General features: G+C 72.2%; 21 protein-coding genes and 1 other RNA gene. 9 read left to right on the top strand and 13 right to left on the bottom strand.

The genetic code is table 11. The annotated features are described in order from the left end of the window. Position 1: 1 nt before the first annotated feature. From OG439_RS44725 to OG439_RS44685, 9 genes are all read right to left on the bottom strand, one after another. Positions 2-2167: a magnesium transporter gene (locus tag OG439_RS44725; RefSeq protein WP_326946401.1), complete on the bottom strand. Its 2166-nt coding sequence runs from the start codon at positions 2165-2167 to the stop codon at positions 2-4. Then, entirely contained in the window at positions 2164-5145 is a 2982-nt protein-coding gene (locus tag OG439_RS44720; RefSeq protein WP_247061184.1) for an ATP-binding protein, read from the bottom strand. Before OG439_RS44720 ends, OG439_RS44725 begins: the two co-directional genes overlap by 4 nt. 3 nt (positions 5146-5148) lie before the next feature. Further along, entirely contained in the window at positions 5149-5682 is a 534-nt protein-coding gene (locus OG439_RS44715) for a hypothetical protein (RefSeq protein WP_247061183.1), read from the bottom strand. 13 nt (positions 5683-5695) lie between these two features. Then, positions 5696-5962 carry a hypothetical protein gene (locus OG439_RS44710; protein ID WP_247061182.1) on the bottom strand — a complete coding sequence of 89 codons (267 nt, stop codon included), beginning with the start codon at positions 5960-5962 and terminating at the stop codon, positions 5696-5698. A 455-nt stretch (positions 5963-6417) separates the two neighbouring features. Then, complete coding sequence (locus tag OG439_RS44705) at positions 6418-7278, bottom strand: SCO6745 family protein (RefSeq protein WP_326946400.1); 861 nt, start codon at positions 7276-7278, stop codon at positions 6418-6420. Positions 7279-7382: 104 nt separating this feature from the next. Next, positions 7383-7777, bottom strand: an RNA gene (gene rnpB / locus OG439_RS44700) — RNase P RNA component class A. Between the two features lie 29 nt (positions 7778-7806). Beyond that, a complete protein-coding gene (locus OG439_RS44695) occupies positions 7807-9063 on the bottom strand; it encodes an NAD(P)/FAD-dependent oxidoreductase (RefSeq protein WP_326946399.1) in 1257 nt (418 codons plus the stop codon). Next, on the bottom strand, positions 9060-9860 hold the full coding sequence (locus tag OG439_RS44690) for a ferredoxin (RefSeq protein ID WP_326946398.1): 801 nt from the start codon (positions 9858-9860) through the stop codon (positions 9060-9062). The genes OG439_RS44695 and OG439_RS44690 overlap by 4 nt, the downstream gene beginning before the upstream one ends. A gap of 8 nt (positions 9861-9868) precedes the next feature. Then, entirely contained in the window at positions 9869-10537 is a 669-nt protein-coding gene (locus tag OG439_RS44685) for a DUF4142 domain-containing protein (protein WP_326946397.1), read from the bottom strand. 247 nt (positions 10538-10784) lie between these two features. Here OG439_RS44685 and OG439_RS44680 point away from each other — a divergent pair, with 247 nt between their 5' ends. From OG439_RS44680 to OG439_RS44660, 5 genes are all read left to right on the top strand, one after another. Further along, positions 10785-11363, top strand: a complete 579-nt coding sequence (locus OG439_RS44680) for a sigma-70 family RNA polymerase sigma factor (protein WP_326951777.1) — start codon at positions 10785-10787, stop codon at positions 11361-11363. After that, positions 11360-11779 (top strand): hypothetical protein, encoded by a 420-nt coding sequence (locus tag OG439_RS44675; RefSeq protein WP_326946396.1) that lies wholly within the window; start codon positions 11360-11362, stop codon positions 11777-11779. Before OG439_RS44680 ends, OG439_RS44675 begins: the two co-directional genes overlap by 4 nt. A gap of 31 nt (positions 11780-11810) precedes the next feature. After that, positions 11811-14606: an AAA family ATPase gene (locus OG439_RS44670; protein WP_326946394.1), complete on the top strand. Its 2796-nt coding sequence runs from the start codon at positions 11811-11813 to the stop codon at positions 14604-14606. 57 nt (positions 14607-14663) lie between these two features. Further along, positions 14664-15779: a dimethylsulfone monooxygenase SfnG gene (sfnG, locus tag OG439_RS44665; protein WP_326946392.1), complete on the top strand. Its 1116-nt coding sequence runs from the start codon at positions 14664-14666 to the stop codon at positions 15777-15779. A gap of 89 nt (positions 15780-15868) precedes the next feature. Then, a complete protein-coding gene (locus OG439_RS44660) occupies positions 15869-17110 on the top strand; it encodes an SLC13 family permease (RefSeq protein ID WP_326946391.1) in 1242 nt (413 codons plus the stop codon). A gap of 120 nt (positions 17111-17230) precedes the next feature. Here the strand turns inward: OG439_RS44660 and OG439_RS44655 are convergent, their stop codons facing one another. The 4 genes from OG439_RS44655 to OG439_RS44640 form a co-directional block, all read right to left on the bottom strand. Beyond that, positions 17231-18976, bottom strand: coding sequence for a hypothetical protein (locus OG439_RS44655; protein WP_326946390.1), 1746 nt, complete (start codon positions 18974-18976; stop codon positions 17231-17233). 183 nt (positions 18977-19159) lie between these two features. Beyond that, positions 19160-20281 (bottom strand): bifunctional RNase H/acid phosphatase, encoded by a 1122-nt coding sequence (locus OG439_RS44650; RefSeq protein WP_442792358.1) that lies wholly within the window; start codon positions 20279-20281, stop codon positions 19160-19162. Between the two features lie 8 nt (positions 20282-20289). Beyond that, the gene (locus OG439_RS44645) at positions 20290-21027 is read right to left on the bottom strand and encodes a zinc ribbon domain-containing protein (protein WP_247061167.1); all 738 of its coding nucleotides are present in this window, start codon (positions 21025-21027) and stop codon (positions 20290-20292) included. Positions 21028-21037: 10 nt separating this feature from the next. Beyond that, positions 21038-21859 (bottom strand): Nif3-like dinuclear metal center hexameric protein, encoded by an 822-nt coding sequence (locus tag OG439_RS44640; RefSeq protein ID WP_326946388.1) that lies wholly within the window; start codon positions 21857-21859, stop codon positions 21038-21040. Between the two features lie 31 nt (positions 21860-21890). Between OG439_RS44640 and OG439_RS44635 the strand changes: the two genes are divergently transcribed. From OG439_RS44635 to OG439_RS44620, 4 genes are all read left to right on the top strand, one after another. Further along, positions 21891-22454 carry a chorismate mutase gene (locus OG439_RS44635; RefSeq protein WP_326946387.1) on the top strand — a complete coding sequence of 188 codons (564 nt, stop codon included), beginning with the start codon at positions 21891-21893 and terminating at the stop codon, positions 22452-22454. 235 nt (positions 22455-22689) lie between these two features. Further along, on the top strand, positions 22690-23151 hold the full coding sequence (locus tag OG439_RS44630) for a low molecular weight protein-tyrosine-phosphatase (protein ID WP_326946386.1): 462 nt from the start codon (positions 22690-22692) through the stop codon (positions 23149-23151). Positions 23152-23211: 60 nt separating this feature from the next. Beyond that, on the top strand, positions 23212-24057 hold the full coding sequence (locus OG439_RS44625; protein ID WP_326946385.1) for an SURF1 family cytochrome oxidase biogenesis protein: 846 nt from the start codon (positions 23212-23214) through the stop codon (positions 24055-24057). A gap of 50 nt (positions 24058-24107) precedes the next feature. Then, complete coding sequence (locus OG439_RS44620; protein WP_326946384.1) at positions 24108-24731, top strand: FMN-binding negative transcriptional regulator; 624 nt, start codon at positions 24108-24110, stop codon at positions 24729-24731.

Here is a 24731-nt window from a genome sequence, read left to right as displayed (position 1 = left end):
GTCACCGCCCCATCACTTGGTCGGTGTCACGCGGTTCTTCACGGACTTCGATGCCCCGCGACGGCCGGTACAGCACGAAGACCGGCTTGCCGGCGACGACCTCGGGGTCGACGCGACGCGGCTGCGCGCGCACGCCCGGCGGCCGCGGCGCTTCCGGCGCGGAGTACCCGTTGAAGTCGGCTTCGGGCGAGCGCAGATCGGACGGCACGACGACGGGCTCGGGCTCGTCGTTCCAGCGCCGGTCGGCCACCGGCGACGTGTCGACGCGGCGGCTTTCCTCACCCCGCACGGTCGGCCGGCCACCAGCGCCGACGACGACGTACTCGCCGGGATCACCGCCGGCCGGGTTGTACTGGCCGTACACCGGAGAACCCGGGCGGCCACCCGAGGGCAGGGCACCGGCCGAGCCACCGCCGATGGCCCCCGGCCACGCACCGGACCACGCCGCGGCCGGCCGGGACGCGCTGGTGCCGTTGTTGTCGAGCCGCTGGGCGTTGGCGAAAATCGTCGCCTCCGGCCGGAACCGCCCACCACCGACGGTCGCCCCCATCGGCCCGCGCTGCTCGCCGTCGACGACGTCGTCGGTCTCGCGCACGTTCTGCCAGAACGCGTCCTGCGGCGTCGGGCCATTGTTGTTGCGCCGGAACCGGGAGAAGATCCCCCCGCTGGGCGACGGCACCGCGGCGCCGACCATGCTGACGGACATCTCGACCATCTGCCAGAGGCGCCGCACGGGGCGGCCGACCATGAACAGCAACACGGTGATCAGCCCGGCGAGCACCATCTGGGTGAGCATGTTGAGCGAGTTCCCGGCACCGAAGATCGCTTGGAGCAGCAGCATGTGCACGCCGGCGAGCACCGAGAGCACGATCAGGTTGAACGCCACTCCCCCGGCGACCTTGAGCACGCGGGGGAGGACCTGCGGCTGGAGCAGTGCGATCAAGCCGATCAACGGGGCGGTCAAGGCGAACAGCCGGATCAGCACCTGCGCAAGCAGGATGGATGCCTTGGCCAGCAACTGGAACAGCGAATACACGAGCGCCTGGCCGAGCGAAAGGAACCCGGCACCGGTGCGGCCACCGGCCTCGCCGGTGAAGTACCCCGTGGCGGGGCCGAGCTTCGTGGAGATGTCCTTGTAAGCGGCCTTCTTCGCGTCCACGAGGCCGGCGTCGCCGTCGCCACCCTTCTGGATCTGGTCCCAGGTGAAGGCACGCGCGTCCAGCAACGGGGCACCGAACTGCTGCGCCTGTGGTGCCGTCGCGGAGCCGAACTCGCCACGCAGCCAGTTCTCGTAGACGATCTGGCAGTGCAGGTCGGTCGGCAGGATGTCCCAGGTCGGCCGGCCGGCCGTGGTTCCCTTGTTCTGGCAGGAGATCTGGCCCTGCGCCGGATCTTGCGGCGGCGGCGCCGTCGGCGGCCCGGCGTCGACGAAGCCGGCCTGGATGTTGGTCGTGGTCTGCACGATCGCGTTGTCGATCGGGTCGAGGTATCGCAACAGGGCCAACGAAGAAGCGGCGAGCCAGACCGCGGCGAGCCCGTAGAGGGCGCGTTTGCTCACGGCCGCGAGATCGCCACGCCAGATGTTGCGGAACATCATGATCGACATGATCAAGGCGACCAGGCCGAACAACTGGGCGTAGATGTTGTTGTAGATCTTGTCCGCGCCCGCCTTGACGGCGTTGTAGAGCGGGCTGAGCAGACTGCCCTGCAGGACCGTGTAGTGCAGCGAGTTGGTCGCCCCGACGATGTTCTTGCCGAGGCTGAACAGCTGGTTGCCGGCCCAGGTGTCGATCGCCGAGTTCGGCGAGCCGATCCCCGACAGCGGGCCGCAGTCGGTTTCGAACGTGTCCCAGACCATGCCGGCGTAGCCGTACGCCCGATACGGGCTGAAACCCTCACCGTGGACGCCGTCCGGCGGGTCCAGGGCACCGACCATGCCCGCGCCCGGGCGTTCCGGGTTCGGCGCTTCACCGCACGCGGCCGCGCTCGCTGCCGGGGCCGTGGCGATCGCCTGCAGGCCCAGGACCAGCATGACGGCGAACATCGTCGCCTTGCGGCTCGGGGTGCGGCGGCCCGGGCGGCGCGGGCCTTCCTTGATCCGCCGCTTCAGCGCGTTCCATCCGGCTGCCAACGTCAGCAGCACCGCCAGCGTCAGCAGGGTGCTCATGCGGCGTCCCGGCCGGTGCCGCCCTTCCCGCCCGTGCGGGCGTGTTGCTGCCCGCCGTGTCCGTTGCCGTTCGCAGGCTGCTGGACGTCGCCCTGGACTTCGCCCGTCTCCGAGGCCAGTGGGTCCGGTGCGCCCAGCAGGTTCTCGTCGGCCAAGCCGACCTCCAGCTCCGCCGCCAGCTCGAAGTCCTGCTCCAGCTCGATGTCGTCTTCCGGTGGGGCCGCCACGAACGGCTTCTTCTCCTCCGTGTGAGGCAGGGCCAGTTCCGTGCCCGGGCGGCGGGGCTTCTCCGCGTCCTTCGAGCCCGGCGTCGTGTCCATCACCCGGCGCAGGTGGTCCAGGTGCGGGCCGGAGAAGTCGACGCGGATGCGCTCCACGCCGCCCGCGCCGTCGCCGAAGATGAACTGGCGGGGCTCGATGTCCCGCTCCAGGCCGCGCTGCTGCGCGCCCGGGCGGCGGCCCAGTGCCGCGACGACCTGCTCGTAGCCGACGCCCACCGGGACCTTCAGCAGCCGCAGCGCGTCCGCCTGGGCGTCGTCGTCGTCCAGGCGCCCGACGAACACCGAGTCCAGCAGGGTCACGAAACCCTGGATCTTCAGGAAGTCCGCCGGGATCTGCGACGACAGCAGCACGCGGACGTTCCACTTGCGCGAGTCACGCGCGAAGCGGTTCATCAGGACGCGCCCGGTCGGCACCTCCGACAGGAAGAACGCCTCGTCGATCCAGACGCCCTTGCGCATCTCCTTCGGCTTCTCGTAGACCGACCGCTGGGTCAGCCACGCCGCCAGGTTCAGCATCTCGACGCCGAGGGACTCCGCGTCCGTCCAGTACTCGCGCGGGACGCCGTCCTTCGGCAGGGTCAGCCCGGCCATGGTCAGCACCGTCAGCCGGTCGTCGCGGGTCTCGGCGTACGGGTCGGCGTCGGTCTCCGGGATGAGCAGCGCCATCCGCTCGCGCATCTCGTCGAGGAAGTCCGCGACGACGCCCGCGTGCTCGTGGTGCTCACTCGAGTCGCGCCGCAGGGCGTCGATGACCTGGCCCGGGTCGGCGTCGAACCGCCCGCCGACGGTGCGGACCGCGCGCAGCAGCACGATCCGGGTCTGCGCCATCCGCGACACCTCGTACGGCAGGACGCCGGTGAGGACGTCGAGCACGAGACGCCGTCGCGTCGCGCCTGCGAGGGCCTTCTCGCGGCGCCAGGAGCGCTCGGGGTCGTCCTCGTCCATGAAGTGCTCGATCAGCGGCTCGGCGACCACCCGGTACGGGTTGAGGATGCCGGGCTGGGCGTTGAGCAGGTTGATCGGCCGCGCGTAGGGCCGCAGCTCCGGCAGGTCGCACAGCCGCGACAGCGGGCCCGACGGGTCGAGTAGCGTCCAGCTCGCCCCGGCGCGCAGCGTCTTGTAGACGATGCCGCCGCCGAGGAACGACTTGCCGGCACCCAGGCCGGCGACCATCGCGGTCAGGCCCGAGCCGTCGCGGATCTCTTGGGCCATCCACGGGTCCCAGGCCACCGGGCGCCGGGTCGCCGTGCAGGTCTCGCCGAGCAGGATGCCGCGCCGGTCGCCGACCTCCGCGGTCGCCGTCGGCACCGCGGACGCGCCCCAGACGACCGAGCCGCGGCGCATGTAGGCCGCCGAGGCCAGCGGCTCGCCCGGGATGAACTCCCGCGCCAGCGCGTACTGGGCCTCCGGGTGCTCGATGGCGATCTTCGGCTTGTACAGGTCGAGCAGCTGCTGGGCCAGGCGCAGCGCGTCCCGCTCGGTCGGGCCGGACACCGCCAGCCGCCACCAGCTGCGCACGCGGGTGGCGAGCGCGGTGAAGCCCGACGTCATCTCGTCGTCGATCTCCAGCACCCGCCCGGCCTGGCGCGACAGCGACTGCGGCGGCTCCAGCTCGTGCTCGTCGGTGTAGTGCTTGACCTGCGAGCGCACCTTGTTCATCTGGCGCGCCAGCTCGCCCGCGACCTCTTCGGGGCGCCGGACGTAGATCCGCGCGGACACCTCGACGGCGGCGGGCAGCCGGTCGGCGTGCTGGATCCACGGGTCGTCGACCTCGGGGATCTGCAGGCCGTGCATCTGCCCGACGGTGAGGATCGCCAGGTGGCGTGAGACGCCGGCGTTGGAGCCGGTGCGGCCGCGGACGGTCACGGTCGGCGCGTACGGGTCGGCGTAGTAGTCGGCGGCATCGGTGAAGCTGGCCAGGTCCTCGGGCTCCCAGGCCGCGCCGGGCACCGCGGGCATGTTCCGCGGCGCGGGCAGGCCGAGCGAGCACGAGCGGTGCATCAGCCAGGACATCTCCTCGGCGTGCACCGGCCGGCCTTCCAGCCCGGCGCTGCCGATGACCTGGTCGAGGTGCTCGACCTCGGAGTCCAGCGCGGTCAGCTCGGCGTCGACGGCCTCGGGCAGGATCTTGCGCAGCACCGGCGCGGCCCGCTCGACCGCGCGGTCGACCATCCGCCGGGTCTGCACCTGGACGCCCAGGTAGACCTCTTTTTCGGCCATCGAGCGGCCCATCAGCTGCTGCTGCTCGCCGATCAGGTAGTCGTCGAAGGACAGCGCGCCCGGGACGTCGTTGGGGCGGCCGTGCGCGTTGTAGACGTGCGCTTCGGCCCACATCCGGATCGGGTACGGCCGGTTCGTGACGCGCAGGTGCAGCCAGCGGCCCTGCAGCTCGGCGTACTGCCCGGCGATGGCCGCGACGAGGTCGCGGCGCTGCGAGTCGGAGCGGAACGACCAGCGCTGCGGCGCCAGCCGGTACCAGGCGTAGACCTCGTACCCGCTGCGGACCAGGTGACCGTCGATGCTGCGCACCGCGATCGACGGGGTGTACGCCGGAATCGCCTGCTCACCGGGCAGGCGACGGCCCTTGGTGCTGCTGCCGCCCGAACCGTTCCGCGCCGCGCGGACCTGCTCGGGCGGTTGCCACGCGCCCGAGTGTGCGTCCCGACCTTTACCTCGGCTACCGCCGCGACCGAACAACGACTACCTCCCGGCCCGGGCCGCACCGCGGCGGCTCGGGCGCGCTCGTGGGGTTCCTCTGACAGACACCGCGGCGCGTAGCGCTTCCGTTGAGGCGGTGGTGGGGGCATGGGTGGCCACGGCACCCGGCTGCGGGCCGTGGTGCCGGTACTGCCGTCTCCGGCGGTGCTTCGGCAACGGGCGCTCGGCCCGCACCCGGACGCGGCTGGCGCTGACGGCGCCGCCCGTGCCCGTGGTCGCCTGCCGCGGCGTGTTGAGCTCGCGCCCGGCCATCGAGACCACGGTGCCGAGCGGCCGCTCGTGGCTGATCTTGGCTGTCAGCAGCCGGGTCACCACGATGGTGGCGATGAACGCCCACGCCGTCGAGAAGAACCCGAAGCTCCACCCGGCCCAGCGCTCGACGCCGAGGACCACGAAGAACACCGGGATGCCGATGAGCCACGCGACGTAGCGGGCCCGCCAGGGAAAAGTCGCTTTCGGGGGGCCGAGCCAGACGGCGTCGACCCGGTAGACCTCGTCATCAGTCCTGATGCGCACGCGGGCCCCTGCCTCAGCCGGTGAACAGGCCGGCGATCCACTGGCCGACGTTGACGCCGGCGCCGCTGACCGCGAGTCCGATGATCGCCAGCGCGATGACCACGCCGGCGAGCCTGCGCATCACGCCGGCGTTGTCGCCCTTGCCGCCACCCAGCCACAGGAGCAGGAGCGCGACGGACAGCAGCACCAGGGGGATGACGTTGTCGAGCAGCCACTGGCGCACGTTTCCGGTGCCCAGCTCGCCTGCGGCCAGCGTGTCGAGGGTGGTCAAGGTCATCATCGCGTTACTCCCGGTGCGCGGTGGGGGCCGCGCGGTTCTGGCTCAAGCAGTGCTTCGAACAACATCATGGCGGCTACCAGGGGTAGCGGTCAAAGCGCGCTGAGTAGGTACCGGCTCGCTGCTCAACCGGGACGGCGCGCTTGTTACCCGAAATCTCCACGCCCACCATCATCGCGGCAAGGGTCCTCCGGTCAAAGCCCGGCCGCCCATCGTTTTTGTCGCAGTGCCGAACTCACTCTCTTGGCAGAGAATCGCTCACTTTGCGTGCCCGGCTTGTGACCGTCGCCGGGCCCGAAACAGTGTGACACGACCCGAACGGCGGGCTTGCAGGAGTCCACACTGTGACGCCGAGTGGACCGGTCCGCCGAGATCCCGATCTTGGCGGCCGCGAACGTCCGTCACTAGGTGTTCAAGACCTCACACAAGTTTCACTACATAGCGTGATCTTGCTCCATTCAGACGCGCCGGCGGCCGGCGAACACGCCCTCCGGGAAGGCGCCCGCCTCGACGGCCTGGCGGCTGAGGGCGCGGCACAGGAGTTCGAGCCGGGCCGTCTTCTCCGGCCCCAGGTGCTCCCACGGCCCGGTCGCGGCGGCCTCGGTGGCGACCTCGACCCGGTCGCGCAGCGCGACGCCCGCCTCGGTGAGCGCGCCCTCGGCGTCGAGGATCCCGCGGCCGGCCAGCCCGGCTACGGCGGCGGCCCACTGCTCGTCGCTCCAGCCCCGGGTGAGCTTGGCGACCTCGGGCACGAATCCGTCGCCGGTGGCGACGTGCGTGACCAGCGCCTCGATGTTGCCGAGGCCGTTGAGCACGAGCGCGGCGATGTGGCCGTCGCCGCGGTACTCGCGCAGCAGCGTGATGGCGTGCCAGAGGGCGAGGTGCGGCTGGCCGGGCCAGGCCAGCGCCGCGTGCGCGGCGTAGAGGGGACGGCCTTCGGCGGTGCAGCCGGCCGAGGCCTCCCTGGCGAGTTCGGCGGCCTCGGCCACCTCCTCGCTCTTGAGGGTGTCGTCACCGAGGAGGCGGGTCAGCACCTTGTCGACGCCGTCGAGGCGGGCTTCGAGGACCTGCTCGGGCGTGGCCAGCGTCCAGGCCCGCGGGATCACCCGCGCGACGACCTCGGGGTTGAAGTTGTAGAAGGTGGCCGCGACGACCTCGGCGCCGACGGGTCCCATGGCGGCGGAGCGGCCGGCGAAGTAGGGCATCCGCCCCGGTCGCAGCCCGATCCCGGTGAGAGCGGCGTCGACCTCGGGCGCGAAGTACGTCAGCGCGTGCAAGGAGTCGAAAGCCGACTTGAACTGCTTCTCGTTTCCCGCCATGCGGGCACCCTACCCCCGGGTAACCACTTGGCACGAGCCTCCGCGGCACCCGGTCGTGAGTGTTCAGGGCGGTTAGAACCGCCCTAACCACTCACGACGGGGTGCGGACGAGCTGGCGTGTAAGCCGGATCCTGTTCCCCGGTCGCCTTGCGGCTCGCGGGGCGGCGGTCATCCATCTCGGCCTGCCGTCGCCGGCAGGCTCCAGCGGCCTACCCGCAGACTCGGACGGGCCGTCCTCGAGCGCCTGCGCAGGAGCCGAAGCTCCCTCTTGACCTTGCTCCGGGTGGGGTTTACCTAGCCGTCCCGGTCACCCGGCACGCTGGTGGTCTCTTACACCACCGTTTCACCCTTACCCCTGGTCCGAGAACCGGGGCGGTCTGTTTTCTGTGGCACTTTCCCGCGGGTCACCCCGGGTTGCCGTTAGCAACCACCCAGCCCTGTGGAGTCCGGACTTTCCTCGAGCCGGGTCGCCCCGGCCCGCGACCGCCCTGCCAGCTCGTCCGCGCCGGGAATCGTACCCGGGCGCGCTCACCACCCCGCGACGGCGCCGCTGTGGTCGCGGTCGCCGCCGTGGCGCGGGCGGACGATCTCGGGCGCGGGCTCCCCGCCGGGTGAACGCCGCCGGCGCGCCAGCTCGGCCGTCCAGTGCAGGACGGCGGCGGGGCTGTCGAGACCGATCAGCCCGACGAGCGCGCCGTCCCGGACGAAGCCGGTGATCGGGCGGGTGCCGGGTGCCGGGGACTCCAGCAGCACCGTGTCGGTGCCGAGCATGGGCCGGCCGGCGACCTGGATGCGGACGCCGTGCTGTTCGGACCAGTAACGCGGTACCGGCGTGTACGCCGGTGAGCCCTGCGGCCCGGCGAGCAGGTTCGCGGCGGCCGCGCGGCTCATCTCGACCGCGTTGAGCCAGTGTTCGTCGCGCCGCGGCACCGGGTCGAAGCGCAGGTTCGGCCACCGGGCGACGTCGCCGGCCGCGACGATCGTGCTCGAGCCGACGACGTGGCAGGTCGGCCCGCAGACGACGCCGTCGTCGAGCGGGAGCTTGGCGCCGCGCAGCCACGACACCGCCGGCACGCTGCCGACGGCGACCACGACGCAGGCGACGTCGAGGGCGCGCCCGTCGGTGAACTCGATCCCGACCGACGCCGCGGTGGGCCGCCACCGCCGGACCGCGGTGCCGAGCTCGAGGCGGACGCCGCGGGCGGTGTGCAGCGCCGTGAGCCACTCGCCGATGTCGGGGCCGAGGACGTCGGCCAGCAGGGCCCGCGCGCGGCCGATGAGGACGACGTCGCGGCCCATCTCCCGGAGGCTGGACGCGACTTCGCAGCCGATGAAGCCGTCACCGACGACGGCGACCGGGCCGGGACCGGTGGCCAGCGCGCGCTTCAGGGCGATCGTGTCGGCCAGCGTCCGGACGACGACGACCCGCTGGTGGCCGTGCGGGGCGCCCGGCATCCGGCGGGGTTCGACGCCGGTGGCGATGATCAGCCCGTCGTAGCGCAGTTCCTCGCCGCCGAGGTGGACGACCTGGCGGTTCGGCGACAGGCCCGTGACGGTGGTGGCGAAGCGCCACTCGGCGTCCACTTCGAGCGGGTCGGCCAGGAGCGTGTCGGCGCGGCTGACCGCGCCGGTGAGCAGGTGCTTGGACAGCGCCGGGCGGTGGTAGGCGATGTCGGGCTCGGCGCCGATGACGACGACCTCGCCGTCGAACCCGAGTTCGCGCACCCGCTCCGCGGCACGCAGGCCGGCGAGGCCGGCTCCGGCGATGACGATCCGTTCGCTCATCGGATGGCTCCCACCAGGTGGATGGCTCGCATGGGACAGGCACGTGCGGCGGCCCGGACGTGGCTTGTCAGCCGGGCCTCCGGCCGTTTCTCGTACTCCAGCCGGCCGTCGTGGCCGAGCCGGAAGACCTGGGGCGCCTCGGACTGGCAGACGCCGTAGGAGTGGCAGAGGTGGCTGTCGACGTCGACGCGCAGGGTGTCCGCGTCCGGGACCGGCGCGATCAGCCCGGCGCGGACGAGCGCCGACGCGGGCAGCACGCGCAGCGCCGACAGCACGACCGGCGGGACGAGCAGCGTGATCCCGGCGAGCCAGACGGTGGCGAGGTGGCCGCTCCAGATCGCGCCGAGCCAGGCGTGCGCGGCGAGCAGGCCGATCGCCGGGTAGCCGAGCTGGTGGAAGCGGAGCCAGCGGCCTTCGCGGGCACCGCGGCGCAACCCGGCCGTCACCGAGACCGCGACGACCAGTTCGAACCCGACGATGCCCAGTGCGTGCCGGGTGGTGCCGTCGTAGAACGGGAGGAGCAGGTCGGCGACGCCGAACACGTCGTCGTCCAAGAACAGGAACGTCAGCCCGTGCAGAGTGCCGGTGGCGAGGGTGAACGCGGCGAGCACGACGTGCCCGGTGCGCAGCGCGTCCTGCCCGCTGAACCGGCGGACCCAGCCCGCGGCGGCCAGGACGCCCCAGCACAGGGTGAGGCACGTGCAGAGGTAGGTGAGGCGGCCGGACAGCGCGGCGGCCTCGGCGATCCCGGCGTCGTGCGGCGACGGCACGGTGTTCAGCGCGGCTGACAAGGACATGGAGCGGCTTACCTCCGGGTGCGCGGCGGGGTCGTGGCGGGGGTTCCGAGCAGGCGGAGCAGGCCGAACGTGGCGACGGCGGCGAAGGCGACGAGGACCGAGCCGAGCGCGATGTCACCGCCGTCGAGCGTGTCGTCCTCGGTGGCCGAGACGAGCAGGGACGTCGTCTCGGCGAGGCCGGTGCTCTCCAGCAGCGTCAGGTGTCCGAGCGCCGTGTCGACGGCGGTCTGGGCGAACGCGCGGACGTCGTCGTCGCGGGTGCCCGCGCGGACGTCGGAGGCCAGTGCGAAGAGATCGCCGTACTCGGCGCGGAGCCGGTTGACGTAGGCGCGGTCGAACTCGGCACCCGAAGCCGCGGCGATCTCGGCCGCCCAGGCGCGTTCCTGGTCCGTCGGCTCGGTGGGCAGCGTGATGGCGATCCGGTCGGCGGCCGCGCCCAGAGCGACGTCGAGGCGGGCCTGGTCGTCGGCGATGCGGGCAGCGACGTCGCGCACGCGGCGGTTGGTGCCGCGCTCGGCCGCCAGCCGGCCGGCCGGCACGGCCCACAGGGTGTGCTGCTTCAGCCGCGTCAGCAGGGTGCGGTCGGTCTGCTGCAGCTCTCCGGCGGCGGCCGGGAGAACGGCGCCGAGCAGCAGCGCGGCGGTGGCCGCGAACAGAGCTGCGAATCGGAGCGGCATTCCGTGTCCCCTCGTGGAGTGGTCCTTACCGGGAGCTACGCGTGAAAGGTGCAGAACGGTTCTCGCTGTCACCTTTTAGTGACTGTGACGTGCATCACAAGACAGTTTTTGAACCGGCCACGGACACACACCGTGGCGGCCGAGAGCCGAATAGCCGGAGAAACTGATGCATATGGCCTATCAAGTATTTCTGCGCTACGCTCTGCTGGCCCTTACGGTCCACCAGTCAGGTGAGGTTGCGAGCTTTATGGAAGCACCGGGCAGAACAGGTATCGGCCACGCCGGCCCCTCCTCGTCCGCCGCCGCGGCCGTCCTCGCGGCGGACCCGGTCGACGACCTGGTCCCGTTGCTGTACAAGAACTTCCGCGCCACGCTGTTCAGCCAGGTGTTGTCCCTCACCAACTACGACCGGCAGTGGACCGAGGACGTGGTGCAGGAGACCATGATCCGCGCCTGGCAGCACTCCGACACCCTCGAGCGCGAGCCCGGCATGCTGCGGGGCTGGCTGCTCACGGTGGCCCGCCGGATCGTCATCGACGGCTGGCGGAATCGCCGGGTACGCCCGCAGGAGGTCGCTCTGGAGATCCCCGACAACGCCGAGTCAGCCGACCGCACCGACAGTTCGTTAGCCGCACTAACCATTTCCCGCGCATTGACGGAACTGGACGAGAAATACCAGTCCGTCATCTCGGAGACGTACCTCGCCGGAAATACCGTTCGCCAGGCCGCGACCATTCTCGGAATTCCGGAGGGAACCGTGAAATCGCGGTTGTACACGGCGATGCGGCAATTGCGTAAGGCGCTCGGGGAAGTGACGGTGCGATGAGGGCGGGGAAAGGGGTGCACCGGGACGCCGCGGCCTACGGGCTCGGCGTCCTCGACGATCCGGGGGAATTCGAAGCGCACCTGAGCGGGTGTGCCCGCTGCCGGGTCCGCGTCGCCGAGTTCCGCTCGGTGACCGGGGCGCTCGCGCGAGCGGCCGAGCTCGGCTACCTGCCCCCGGGCGACGGGACGGCCCCGCGCCGGAAGTCGTGCCGGTTCGGCGGCCGGCGGCCCGGCTCGGCGACGGGCACGCTCCTGCTGCTGGCCCTGGGCGTCGGCGTGACGGCCCTGTGCGCGACGGGCGCGGCCTTCGGGAAGGACGGGTTCGCAACCGCTGCGTCCATCGTCTCCCCTGCTCGGTTCGTCGCCGGCACCGGCGCCCACCTGCGGGTTCTCCCGAGTTCGGCCGGTTACCGGTAGTCTGCCCGAACCCAACATGAAAGTCCTTACGGTGGATACCGAAGTAAATCCCGAGAACCCCGTCAGCGGGGCTTCGGTACCGAAGCGTCCCGCTCCGCGGCTCCCCGGCCGCGAGCCCGAGCTCAGCCGCTTGACCAGGCTCTTCCCGGTCGCGCTGGGTGGCACGGCGGCGAGCGCGGTACTGGCCGGCGAGTTCGGCATGGGCAAGAGCGCCACCCTGCGCGCCGCCGCGGCGCTGGCCGCGGACTCGGGCTTCACCGTCGCGATCGCCACCGGGTCGCGGCTCGAGAGCCACCTGCCCGGCGGGGTGGCCCGGCAGCTGGCCGAAGCCCTGCAGAACGTCACCGCCGACCCGGCCGCCCCGCGCACGCCGTACACCGAGCAGTGCGGGCCCGCCGGGGAGAGCGAAGCGCTCGAACACTTCTTCCACCTCGTCCGCGACGCGGCCGGGCGCGGCCCGCTGTTACTCGGCATCGACAACGTCCACCTGTCCGACGCCTGGTCGATGCGGTGCCTCGCCTACATCCGGCACCGCGTGCTCGACCTGCCGGTGCTGATCATCCTGACCGCCCTGATCGGGCACCCGCCCCACCGCGAGGTGGCCCTGCTGGAGATGGCGGGCTGCACGCCGGCCACGATCACGCTCAACGGCCTCGGCGACGCGGCCGCCGCGGAGATCCTCGGCCTCGCGCCCGGCGAGCTGGCGTCCACCTGCCGCGAGGCCACCGGCGGCAACCCGTACCTGCTGCACGCGCTGCGGCCACGGCTGCTGCCCGGCGCGGATCCGCACGCGCTCGGCTCGTCGCTGATCGGCCAGGTCCTCCACACCCGGATGCACGAGTTCCCGCACGCCCCCGCGATCCTGCACGCGGCCGCGATCGCCGGCGAGGACGCGAGCTTCGACCTGCTGGCCCAGCTCGCCGGCGTCGACGAGCTGGACGCGCTGCCGGCGATCGACACCATGGTCCGGCTGCACGTGCTCGACAACAGCAGCCGGCCGATGCTGTCCTACTCCTTCGTCCGCAACTCCGTGCTCAAGGACATGCCGCAGACGACGCGGGCGGTCAACCACGCGCGGGCGGCGAAGCTGCTGGCGGAGACCGGCGCGCCGATCGAGCGCGTCGCCGCGCACCTGCTCGAGGCCACCGCGATCCGGATCCCGTGGGGGGTCGACGTGCTGCGGCTGAGCGCGCGCAACGCCCTGTCCGCGGGCGACGCCGAGCTGGCCTCGCGGCACCTGCGGCGCGCGCTCGACGAGCGGCTGAGCTCCGGGCGCCGGGTGGCCGTGCTGCTGCAGCTGGCGCACGCCGAGTTCCAGGTCGACCCGCCCGCCGCCGCGGTGCGGGTGCGCGAGGCCGTCGACAACATCGGCCGCCGCGAGACCGCCGCGTTCATCGCCAACGCCATGCTGCTCTCGCTGTGCGGCGGTCAGGACGCCCGGCTCGCGATCAGCGCGGCCGGGCAGATCGCGGCACGGCTCGACGCCGGGGGCCCGGACGCCGTCGGGCCGCTGCTGAGCATGACCTACCTCGCCGAGGCCGGCAGCCGCCTCGGGCCGCCGCCGGAGTTCCGCGACTTCGAGGAGCAGTGGGCGCCGCTGACCGACCCGGCCGCGCGCCGGAGCCGCTCGGCCCTGCTGGCGCTCGACACCGTCCGCAGCGGCGAGTCCGCGCAGGACGCCATCGCGCACTTCGCCGACGCCTTGGCCGGCGACAGCGACGGAGATCTGTTCGAACAGCACTACTTCTTCACACTGGCCACCGCGGTGCTCGCGGACGAGCCGGCCCACGTCGACCGGCTGTGCCGGATCCTCGACGTCGAACGCGAGCCGTGGGACGTGCACGTGCCGCAGGGTGCGCTGCCGACGCTGGCCCGCGGGATCGCGTTGCAGGCCGGCGGCGACCTGCAGCGGGCGAGCGTCCACTTCGAGTCGCTGCTGCGGCGGTTCGACGAGCGCGGCGCGACGACGACGTGCCCGGTCGGCGTGCTCTGCGCGGCCAAGCTCGTCGAGTGCTGGGTCGACCTGGGCCGGTTCGAGGCGGCGACGTCGCTGCTGGACCGGATGGACTTCGTCGCCAGCCAGGGCCTGTTCACCCACACCTACCTGCTCTACGCGCGCGGCCGCCTGCGCGTCGCCACCGGCTACACCCGCTTCGGCTTCGAAGACCTGCTCAGCTGCGGCCGGCGGCTCGCGCACCACGGCATGCGGTTCCCCGGGTTCGTGCCGTGGCGCGCGCACGCGGCCCGCGCGGCGCTCGCCCTCGGCCAGGGCGAGGACGCGGCCCGGCTGGCCGAAGAGGACCTGTCCGCGGCGACCCGCTGGGGTGCGGCGCGCCCGCTCGGCACGGCGCTCACGACGCTCGGGCTCGTCCGCGAGGACGACGAAGCCGAGCGGTCCCTGACCAAGGCGATCACGGCGCTGAGCGCGTCACCGGCCCGCCTGCAGCTGGCGACGGCGCTGACCGAGCTCGGCTCGCTGCAGTCGCGCCACGGCCAGTCCGAAAAGGCCATCGAGACGCTGCGGCAGGCCGTCGAGCTGAGCGAGCACTGCGGCGCGCGCCCTCTCGCGCGGCGCGCGGCGGAGGAGCTGCGCTCGTCGCGGCGCGCGTTGACCCCGGCGAAGGACAACGAGCACGGCCTGACGCGCCAGGAAAGCCGCATCGCCGTGATGGCCGCGCAGGGCCTGACGAACCGCGAGATCGCGACGGCGTTGCACCTGACGCGGCGCACGGTCGAGCTGCACCTGTCCGGCGCGTACCGGAAGCTGGGCATCCCGGGGCGCGCGGAACTCGGTGGCGCACTGGCGAAGTCCCACCGCGGCGGGTGAAGTCCCACCGCGTGGACGCGCGTTGACCGCCCCTGACGTCGTTGCTCTACTCGGGCCATGTCTTCGCCCGAGGAACCTCTGAAATTCGCCTACTGGGTCCCGAACGTGAGCGGCGGGCTCGTCACGAGCGACATCGAGCAGCGCACGGACTGGGGCTACGAGTACAACCGCGAACTGGCGGTGCTCGCCGAGAACAACGGGTTCGAGTACGCCCTCTCCCAGGTGCGCTACACGGCGAGCTACGGCGCGGCCTACCAGCACGAGTCGACCGGGTTCAGCCTGGCGCTGCTGCTCGCCACCGAGCGGCTGAAGGTGATCGCGGCCGTGCACCCCGGGCTGTGGCACCCCGGCGTGCTGGCGAAGTTCATCGCGAGCGCCGACGTCATCTCCGGCGGCCGCGCGGCCGTGAACGTCGTCAGCGGCTGGTTCAAGGACGAGTTCACCGGCCTGGGCGAAGCGTGGCTCGAGCACGACGAGCGCTACCGGCGGTCGGAGGAGTTCATCCGCGTGCTGCGGGAGCTCTGGACCAGCGACCACGCCGAGTTCCGCGGCGACTTCTACCGGATCCACGACTTCGACATCAAGCCGAAGCCGGTCTTCACACCGCACCCGGAGATCTTCCAGGGCGGCAACTCCACGGCGGCGCGCAAGCTCGCCGGGCGCGTCTCGGACTGGTACTTCAGCAACGGCAAGGACTTCGACGGCTTCAGCGAGCAGGTCGCGGAGGTGAACGGGTACGCGGCCGAGAACGACCACACCGTCCGATTCGGACTGAACGGCTTCCTCATCGCCCGCGAGACCGAGAGCGAAGCGAAGGCCGTGCTGCGCGAGATCGTCGACAAGGCCAACCGCCCCGCCGTCGAGGGCTTCCGCAACGCCGTCAAGCAGGCCGGGAAGTCCACTTCGGACACCAAGGGCATGTGGGCGGACTCGGAGTTCGAAGACCTCGTGCAGTACAACGACGGCTTCCGCACCCGGCTGATCGGCACGCCGGAGCAGATCGCCGACCGCGCCATCGAGTACAAGCGGCGCGGGGCGAACCTGCTGCTGCTCGGGTTCCTGCACTACCTGGAGGACGTCGAGCACTTCGGCGAGCACGTGCTGCCGGTGATCCGGGAGAAGGAACGCGACCTCGCCCGCGGCGCCGCGACCCCGGAGCCGCTCGGCGTCTGACCTCCGCGCGTGGCGGCGCCCCCCGTCTTCCACGTTACCCGAGGGCACCGACAGAATCGGCGGCCGACGTCGTCGGTTAGCGTGCACTGGTGAACTTCTGGGCGGGTGCCGCGAGCCTGGTGCTCCTGATCGGGGTGCTGGTCTTCGCGATCGTCCGGCCGCGCGGCTGGCCGGAAGCGGTCGCCGCGGTGCCGGCGGCGGGGCTGGCGCTCCTGTTCGGACTGGTGCGCCCGGCCGCGGCCGGGCACCGGGCCGTCGAGATCCTGCCGACGCTCGGCTTCCTCGCCGCGATCCTCCTGCTGTCCTTTTTGGCCAGTGTGGACGGCGTGTTCGACTGGCTCGGCAACCGCCTCGCCGAGGCGTGCCACGGCCGCCCCCGGCGGCTGCTGGTCCTGACGTTCGCCGCGGCGGCCGGCGTGACGGCGGTCCTCAGCCTCGACGCCACCGTCGTCCTGCTCACGCCGGTGGTGCTCGCGACGGCGTCGAGCCTGAAGATGCCCGCGCGGCCGCACGCCTACGCCTGCGTGCACCTGGCGAACTCGGCGTCGACGCTGCTGCCGGTGTCCAACCTGACCAACCTGCTGGCCTTCGCCGCGTCCGGGCTGACGTTCGCCGGCTTCACGGCGTTGATGGCGCTGCCGTGGCTGGTGACGATCGGCATCGAACTGCTCGTCTTCCTGCGGTTCTTCGCCACGGACCTGAAGCCGCAGGAGACGGCGGAGCCGCGGCAGCACCTGGAGACGCCGACGTTCGCGCTGGTCGTCCTGGCGCTGACGCTGGTCGGCTTCGGGCTGGGCCCGCTGGGCCACGTCGAGCCGGTCTGGATCGCGACGGCCGCGGCGCTGGTCCTCGGCGTGCGCGCGCTGGTGCGGGGCAAGATCAAGCCGTGGCAGCTGATCAGCGAGGCGGCGCCGCAGCTGTGCCTGTTCGTGCTGGGCCTGGCCGTGGTGGTCGAGGCGGTGTCGGAGCACCTGCTGGGCGGCCTGCTCCGGGACGTGCTCCCGACGTCGACGGGCCTGGTGGACCTCCTGCTGGCGGCCGGTGTCGCGGCGCTGCTGGCCAACCTGGTCAACAACCTCCCGGCGACGCTGATCCTGCTGTCGGTCCTGGGCACGCACCCCGCGCCGGGCGTGCTGCTGGCGGTGCTGCTGGGCGTCAACATCGGCCCGAACGCGAGCTACCTCGGCTCCCTGGCCACGCTGCTGTGGCGCCGAGCCCTCCCGCAGCACCCGTCGGCCAAGACGTTCCACACGCTGGGGGCCCTGACGACCCCGCTGTGTCTCGCGGCGGCCACAGTGGCCCTCTGGCTGGGCCTCACCGTCGCGACGTAACCCGTCACTCGCGTGATCGCGGCCGGATCTCACGTGACTGAGGCCGGAACTCGCGAGTTCCGGCCTCGATCACGCGGGTCACGGGCCCGATCACGCGAGTGACGGGCCGGGTCACACGGGTTACGGGTTCGGGACCGTCAGGGTCTGGCCCGGCTTCATCGTCGCGCCGCAGTCGTCGAGCGGGCCGCCGAAGCGGTCGGCCGCCACGGCCGGGATCGTCACCTTCGCGTAGTCCTGGGCCGCCTTCAGCTTGGCCGGGTCGGTGACCGCGTCCTTGCGGACCCAGTCGCCGTTGCGCAGGCCCTCGATCGGCGACGAGTAGACCAGCACGTAGTCGCGGTCCAGGCGCGGGTCCAGCGCGATGCCGTTGCCCGCGGCCCACGGGCCCCACGAGTGGATGAACGTCGGCTTGACCGTGTCGAACACGTAGTTCCGCAGGCCCGCGAGGTCGTTGTCGTGGACCAGGTCGGCGATCGGCTTGTTGACCAGGCCGGCCATGTCCACCAGCTCGAGCCGGCTGGTCATCGACGAGCCGCCGAGGTCCGGCAGCAGCAGCGACGCCTTCTGGATGCCCAGGATGTCCGCGTACGTGTTGAAGCCGCGGCCGAAGCGGTCCGCGACCAGGCACGCCGTGATGTTCGGGTTCTTCGCGAACTTGTCCGCGGCCTGGGCGAACCCGACGGCCGACGGGACGAACGCGCCCACCAGGACCACGACGATCCCGATCCGCAGCAGCGCCCGGCGGTGCTTCAGCAGCTCACCCGCCGACAGCGTGCCGGCGATGACCGCCAGCGGCCAGATCGGGCTGGCGAACCGGTGCTGGTACATCCAGTCGGCGACCATCACGCCGTACGCGACGATCCCCAGCCCCAGCGGCACCAGCAACGCGGTCAGCGAACGCCGCCACGGCGCCTTGACCAGCGCGAACACGATCACGAGCAGCAGCAGGACGACGCCCGCCCAGCCCGCGTAGCCGGCCAGCTCGAACGGCCGCTTCACGGCGTCGATCCCCGGCAGGCCCTGCTGCTTCGCGACCGACGGGTTGGCCAGCAGCCTGCCGAACTCGGCGTGCCGCCAGACGACGTACGCGCCGAACGGGACGGCGAACGCGGCCACCGACAGCAGCGCGAGCCGGAAGCTCTTCCAGAACAGGCCCGACCGCAGCAGGAACAGCGCGGCCAGCGGGTACGCGCCCGCGTAGATCAGGCCTTCCGGCCGGGTCAGCGCGGCGAACGCGACCATGACGCCGGCCCACAGCGCGACCTTCGGGGTCAGCAGCTTGTCCCGCTTCACCGAGACGAACAGCGTCACGCCCAGCGTGACGACGACGAAGGCGAACAGCGAGTTCTCCAGGCCGGACACGACCCAGATGACGAACGACGGGATCGTCGCCAGCGTCAGGCCGACGACCAGGGTGGCCAGCCACGCGAAGCGCGGGAAGATCTGCTTCGCGGCGATGTAGCAGGCGGTCAGGATGCCGCCGGTGAACAGCAGGCCCAGCAGCTTCGGGAACAGCACGTAGTCGGGCAGGCCGAAGAGCAGGCCGTGGTCGAAGAGGCCGACGAGCTTGCCGACGCCGAGCAGCACCATCCACGTCGGGTCCGAGAAGCCCTCGACCGGCGGCGCGCCCGGCTGCAGCACCGGGCCGAGGCCGTCGGCGAAGCTGCGGGCGTAGGAGAAGGTGATGGCGGCGTCGTCGACGATCCAGTGGCCGTAGCGGGTGGCGTGCGCCGCGACGGCGGCCACCCCGGCGAGCACGGCCAGTACCGGTGCCAGGCGCGCGCCCCAGCCCCGCGTCGTGGTGGTGGCCACGGGGTCGTCGGGGACGTCGCTCTGGGAAGTCTCGGTGAGTGCGCTAGCCGTCATGTCCTCGTCACTGTTCCGCCCGCAGGCCTCTGCCGGTGGGTTACGCACGAGCCGGCGCCCCATGAATGGACCCGAGGCCGGGTCCACCGCCGCGGCGCCGCGGTCGAGCCACTGTAGCCAATACCCCATCGGGGGTCGGCCACGCGTCGCCGTTGAGCGTGATCCACCCCACAGTTGCCCCGGTCAGCTCAGGTGCGACGTGTCGTTCACCAGCCGGACCGACGCGTTGCCGTCCGGGTAGAACTCGACGATCGACAGCGACGCCAGGTCCAGGTGCAGCCGGAACAGCAGCGACGGCCCGGCGTCCAGGCCCATCCGCAGCAGCGTCTTGATCGGTGTCACGTGGCTGACCAGCACCAGCGTCCGGCCGCCGTGCTCGGCGATCAGCTCGTCGCGGGCCTTGCGGACGCGCTGGTGGACGACGTCGAAGCTCTCGCCGCCGGGCGGCGGGACCGAGCTGTCGCCGATCCAGGAGCGGTGCAGCTCCGGGTCGCGGTCGGCGGACTCGGCGAACGTGAGCCCCTCCCACTCGCCGAAGTCGGTCTCGATGAGCCCGGGGTGGGTCTCGACGCGGCCGCCGAGCGCGTCGGCGACGGCCTGCGCGGTCTGCTTCGTGCGCGTGAGCGGCGAGGAGATGATCGGAACGGCCTCGCCGTCGACGATCAGGCCCTCGGTCGCGGCCAGCCGCTTCGCCGCCGCGGCCGCCTGCGCGCGGCCGAGCTCGGTGAGCGGGACGTCGCCGCGGCCGGAGTAGCGCCGCAACGCCGACATCTCCGTCTGGCCGTGGCGCAGCAGGAGCAGCCGGGTCGGGGTGCCGCGGGCGCCGGTCCAGGCGACGACGGCGCGGTCCGGCTTCCGGGTCGGCAGCTTCGGCGCGGCCGGGGCGGGCTTGCCGGCGGCCGGCTTCCCGGTGGCCGCGTCCATCGCCTCGTTGGCCAGCCGGTCGGCGTGCGAGTTCTGCGCGCGCGGGATCCACTCGTAGCGGACGCGCGTGAAGCCGGCGGCGATCTCCTTGGCCTGCGCGGCGAGCGGCTGCATGTCCGGGTGCTTGATCTTCCAGCGCCCGGACATCTGCTCCACCACGAGCTTCGAGTCCATCCGAACGTCCACAGTGGACGCTCCGAGCTCGGCCGCGGCGGCCAGCCCGGCGATCAGGCCGCGGTACTCGGCGACGTTGTTGGTGACGACGCCGAGGCCTTCCTTGCGCTCGGCGAGAACCTCGTCCGTCGCGGCGTCCTTGACCACCGCGCCGTAGCCGGCGGGCCCCGGGTTGCCCCGGGATCCGCCGTCGGCCTCGATGACCACGTGCTCGGTCACAGGCCGGACTCCACGGTCCTGACCAGGATCGCGCCGCAGTTCTCGCACTGCACGACGTCGTCCTCGGGGCCGCCCTTGATCTCGTTGACGGTGTTGCGGTCCAGCTCGAGCTGGCAGGCGCCGCACCGGCGGGCGCGCAGCAGCGCGGCGCCGATCCCCTTGTGCTCGCGGACGCGCTCGTACAGCTTCAGCAGCGGCTCCGGGAAGCGCGGCAGCAGCTTCGCGCGGTCTTCGTCACGGCGGGCGCGGGTGGTGTCGAGGTCCTTGAACGCCTCGTCACGGCGGATGATCGCGGCGGCGACCTCGGACTCGGCCTTGTCGACCTCGGCGCCGGTGCGCTGCGCGTCCAGGCCCAGCGCCTCGCGCTGCTCCATCAGCTCCAGGAGGTCGTCTTCCAGCGCGCTCTGCCGGCGCTGCAGGGTCTGCAGCTCGTGCTCGATGTCGGTCATCTGCTTGGAGTTCACGGATCCGGACGCCAGGAGCTTGCGGTCGCGGTCCTCGCGGGCGCGCACCGACTCGATCTCCTTCTCCTGCCGGGCCACCTCCCGGTCGAGGTCGGACGCGGCGGTCTCCGTGGACACGAGCGCGTCGCGGCGATCCCGGACGGTCTTCTCCCCGGCGTCGATCTCGGCCAGCTCGGGAAGGGTGCGGCGACGGTGCGCGGTGCGCGAGAGCTCGGCGTCCACCTTGGCGAGCTCGAGCAACTGGCGCTGCACGGCGGGTTCGGCCTTCACGGTGCTCCTCTTAATTCGATGTGCGCTCGGCGCGGACGTTCCACGGGTCGGTGCACCGCGTGGAGACGCAGATGTCGACGTTACCCGCAAACGCTCGCGCCACGACCGCCGAGGCTTGCCTGCACCAGGGCCATTCGCTGGCCCAGTGGGTCAGCCCGACCAGCGCGGGCACCGGGCCCGGGCTCGCCAGGTGCTCACCCGCGGGGTGATGCCGCAGGTCGGCGGTGACGTAGGCGTCGACCCCGGCTTCGGTGGCCAGCGCGAGGTAGGAGTCCCCGGCCCCGCCGGAGACGGCGACGGTGCGGATCGGCCGGTCCTCGTCGCCCGCGCCGAGCACGCCGGGGACGGTCGCGGGCAGCGCGTCCGCGACGCGCTGGACGAAGACGCCGAAGGGTTCCGGCTCCGGCAGTTCGCCGATGCGGCCGAGGCCCGTGACGCCGTCCGGCTTCGGGTCGAGGGGCCGCAGGACGCGGAGGCCGATCGCTTCGGCGAGCGCGTCGGAGACGCCGGGATCGGCGGAGTCGGCGTTGGTGTGCGCGCAGTAGAGCGCGATCCCGGCGCGGATCATCCGGTGCACGAGCGCGCCCTTCGCCGTGTCGGCGGGGACGCCGTGCACGCCGCGCAGCAGCAGCGGGTGGTGCGCGACGATCAGCTGCGCGCCGAGCTCGACGGCTTCGTCGAGGGTGTCGGCGCCGGGGTCGACGCAGAAGAGCACGCGCGTCACGGACTCGGCCGGGTCGCCGCAGACGAGGCCGACGGCGTCCCACGACTCGGCGAGCGCCGGTGGGTACGCCTGCTCCAGCACGGTGATGACTTCGGAAAGGGCGGGCATCCGGGGATCTTCGCATGTAGCGTTTCGGGCCATGCGGCTTCGGTCCTGGCTCGTCACGGTGATGGTGGCGCTGGCGGCGCTCTTGGCCTGCACGGCCCCCGCTTCGGCGGCGCCTTCCTTGTGGCGCCTCACGGATCTCGCGGCGCAACGCGTCCGGATCGCGGACCAGGTGGCGGCGGCCAAGTACGGCACGCCGTCCCCGATCGACGACCCGGTGCGCGAGCAGCAGATCTACGACACGGTCGCGGCGCGGGCCCCGCGGCTGGGCCTCGACCCGGCGGACGCGGTGCGGTTCTTCCGCGCCCAGATCGAGGCGAACAAGGTGGTCCAGCGCGGCCTGTACGCCCGCTGGGCCACACACCCGTCGGAGATCCCGCCGACCCGCCCCGACCTCGGCGAGATCCGCCCGGTGATCGACCGCCTCAACAACGGCCTGCTGACGGAGCTGGCGGCGACGCTTCCGGCCCGAGCGGCCCGTTCGTGCCCGCAGCGGCAGCTCCTCGCCGCCGGCGTCGCGGACGTCGTCCACCGCTTCGACGCGCTGCACGCTCGCGCGTTGGAAGAAGCGGTCTCGGCGACCTGCCTGCCGCGTTAGGGGGCGCTCCGGCGGCGGGTCACCGCCGCCGCGAGCGCCGTGCGGGGGTCAGTTGCAGTTGCCGCAGCAGCCGCAGCCCTGGCCGGTGCACTTCGAGCAGCACCCGTGCATGATCGCTCTCCTTCCGGTTCGCGTCCTCGCGTGATCGACGCTAGGTGCCCGGTGCGGGCCGGTGGTACCGCCGAGCGGTGAGCTGACCAGGTGAACCCGGCGGGCCGGTGGTTACGCTCGCCGCATGCTTCGGATCGTCGTTGTCTGCTCCGGCAACATCTGCCGCTCTCCCATGGCCGAGCTCGTCCTCCGGAAGGAGCTCGACGACGCCGGCCTCGCCGACGCCGTCCGCGTCACCAGTGCCGGAACCGGCGGCTGGCACGAAGGCGAACCCGCCGACAAGCGGGCCCGGGCGACCCTCGAGGCCCACGGCTACCCCACCCGGCACGTCGCGTCCGAGGTGTCCGACGAGGACCTCGGCGCCGACCTCCTGCTCGCCGCCGACGCAGGGCACGCCGAGTTCCTGCGGGCCCGCGTCGACGATCCGGCGAAGGTGCGGCTGCTGCGGTCGTTCGACCCGTCGGCCCCGGACGGCGCCGAGGTGCCGGACCCCTACTACGGCGGTGACGACGGCTTCGAGGACGTCCTCGGCATGGTCGAACGCGCGGTGCCCGGTTTGCTGGATTGGGTGCGTTCGCACCCCTGACACGTCACAGTGACCGAGGTCGGCGGGCGGGCCGGACCAGGCACGGCCTACCGTGGTGGGGTGCGGTTGCGGTTCCTGCTCCGGCCCGGGTGGCTGGCTCTGACGGTGGTGGTGTTCGCCTTCGCCGTCTGTTGCTTCACGCTCTTGTCGCCGTGGCAGTTCGGCCGCAACACCGAGCGCGAGCAGCAGAACTCCTCGCTCGAGACGTCGTTCACGGCCGCGCCGGTGCCGCTCGACCAGCTGCTGGCGCCGGGCGCCGTGCCCGACCAGCGCACCGAGTGGCACCTCGTGTCGATCACCGGTCAGTACCTCCCGGACAAGGAGGTCGTCGCCCGGCTGCGGACCGTGCAGGGCGAGGGCGCCTACGAGGTGCTGACGCCGCTGCGGACGACCGACGGCACGGTCGTGCTGATCGACCGCGGGTTCGTCAAGCTCGACAGCAAGTCCGGCGTGCTGCCCTTCGCACCGGCGCCGGGCGGGACCGTGCAGGTCACCGCGCGGGTGCGCAGCGACGAGACCGACCCGAAGAACCGTGACGCCTTCGCCGACGCGTCGACCGGTGGGCGGCTGCAGAGCTACGTCGTCGACTCGAAGGTCGTCGCGCGGGCGGGCAGGATCGACATCCGGCCCGGGTACTTCCAGCTCGACACCGATCAGCCCGGCGTGCTGGGCGCGCTGCCGCTGCCGCAGACCGACTCGGGGCCGTTCTTCTCCTACGCGCTGCAGTGGATCGCGTTCGGCGCGATGGCGGTGCTGGGCTGGCTGTACTTCACCGTGCGCGAGCTGAAGCCGGGTGGCGCGCTGACCGCGCCGAAGGAGCCGGGCGAGCGGACGCGGCGGAAGTCCGTCTCGGAGATCCTGGCCGAGGATGAGGCCGAGTACGCCGAAAGTGGCCCTTCGAAGTAAGCCGGAAATGGCCCTGGAGCGAGGCCACTTGTGGTCTTCATACTGGGTTCATGCTGATCCACCCCTGGGACGCCGCGAAGGACGACGCCGAGTGGCGGGACTGGCTGGCCGGCCACGACTTCGGCCAGCTGATCGCCGGCGGCACCGGCCGCGACCTGCCGATGGTCACGCCCGCGCACTTCGCCTACGACGGCGACCGCATGATCGTCACGCACCTGGCCCGCCCCAACCCGATCTGGCCGCTGCTGGAGGAGCACCCGCGCGCGCTGCTGACGGTGGTCGACGACTACACGTACATCCGCGCGGACTGGAACACGGCATCCGGCGCCGACCCGGCACGCGGCGTGCCGACGTCGTACTACGCGACGGTCCAGCTCGAGGGCGACGTCCGGCTGGTCGACGACCCGGCGGCGAAGGCTTCCTTGCTGGACAAGCAGTTGCGCCACTTCGAGACCGACGGAGCGCGCGCCCCGGTGAGCGCGACGGACGCCCCCGACCGGCGGCTGCTGCCCGGGATCCGCGGGATCGAGTTCACGATCACGGGCGTCCGGGCGAAGTTCAAGTTCGGCGGAAACCGGACGGAAGAGGACCGCGAGCGGATCGGCGCCCAGCTGGCCGAGCGGGACGGACGGCTGGACGCGGAGGCGTTGACCCAGCTGCGCCGCCGCGGCTGA

The organism is Amycolatopsis sp. NBC_01307, assembly GCF_035975215.1.
Classification (GTDB): Bacteria; Actinomycetota; Actinomycetes; order Mycobacteriales; family Pseudonocardiaceae; genus Amycolatopsis.
The sequence above is the reverse complement of the archived record's forward strand: the minus strand, read 5'-3'. Positions and strand labels throughout refer to the sequence as shown.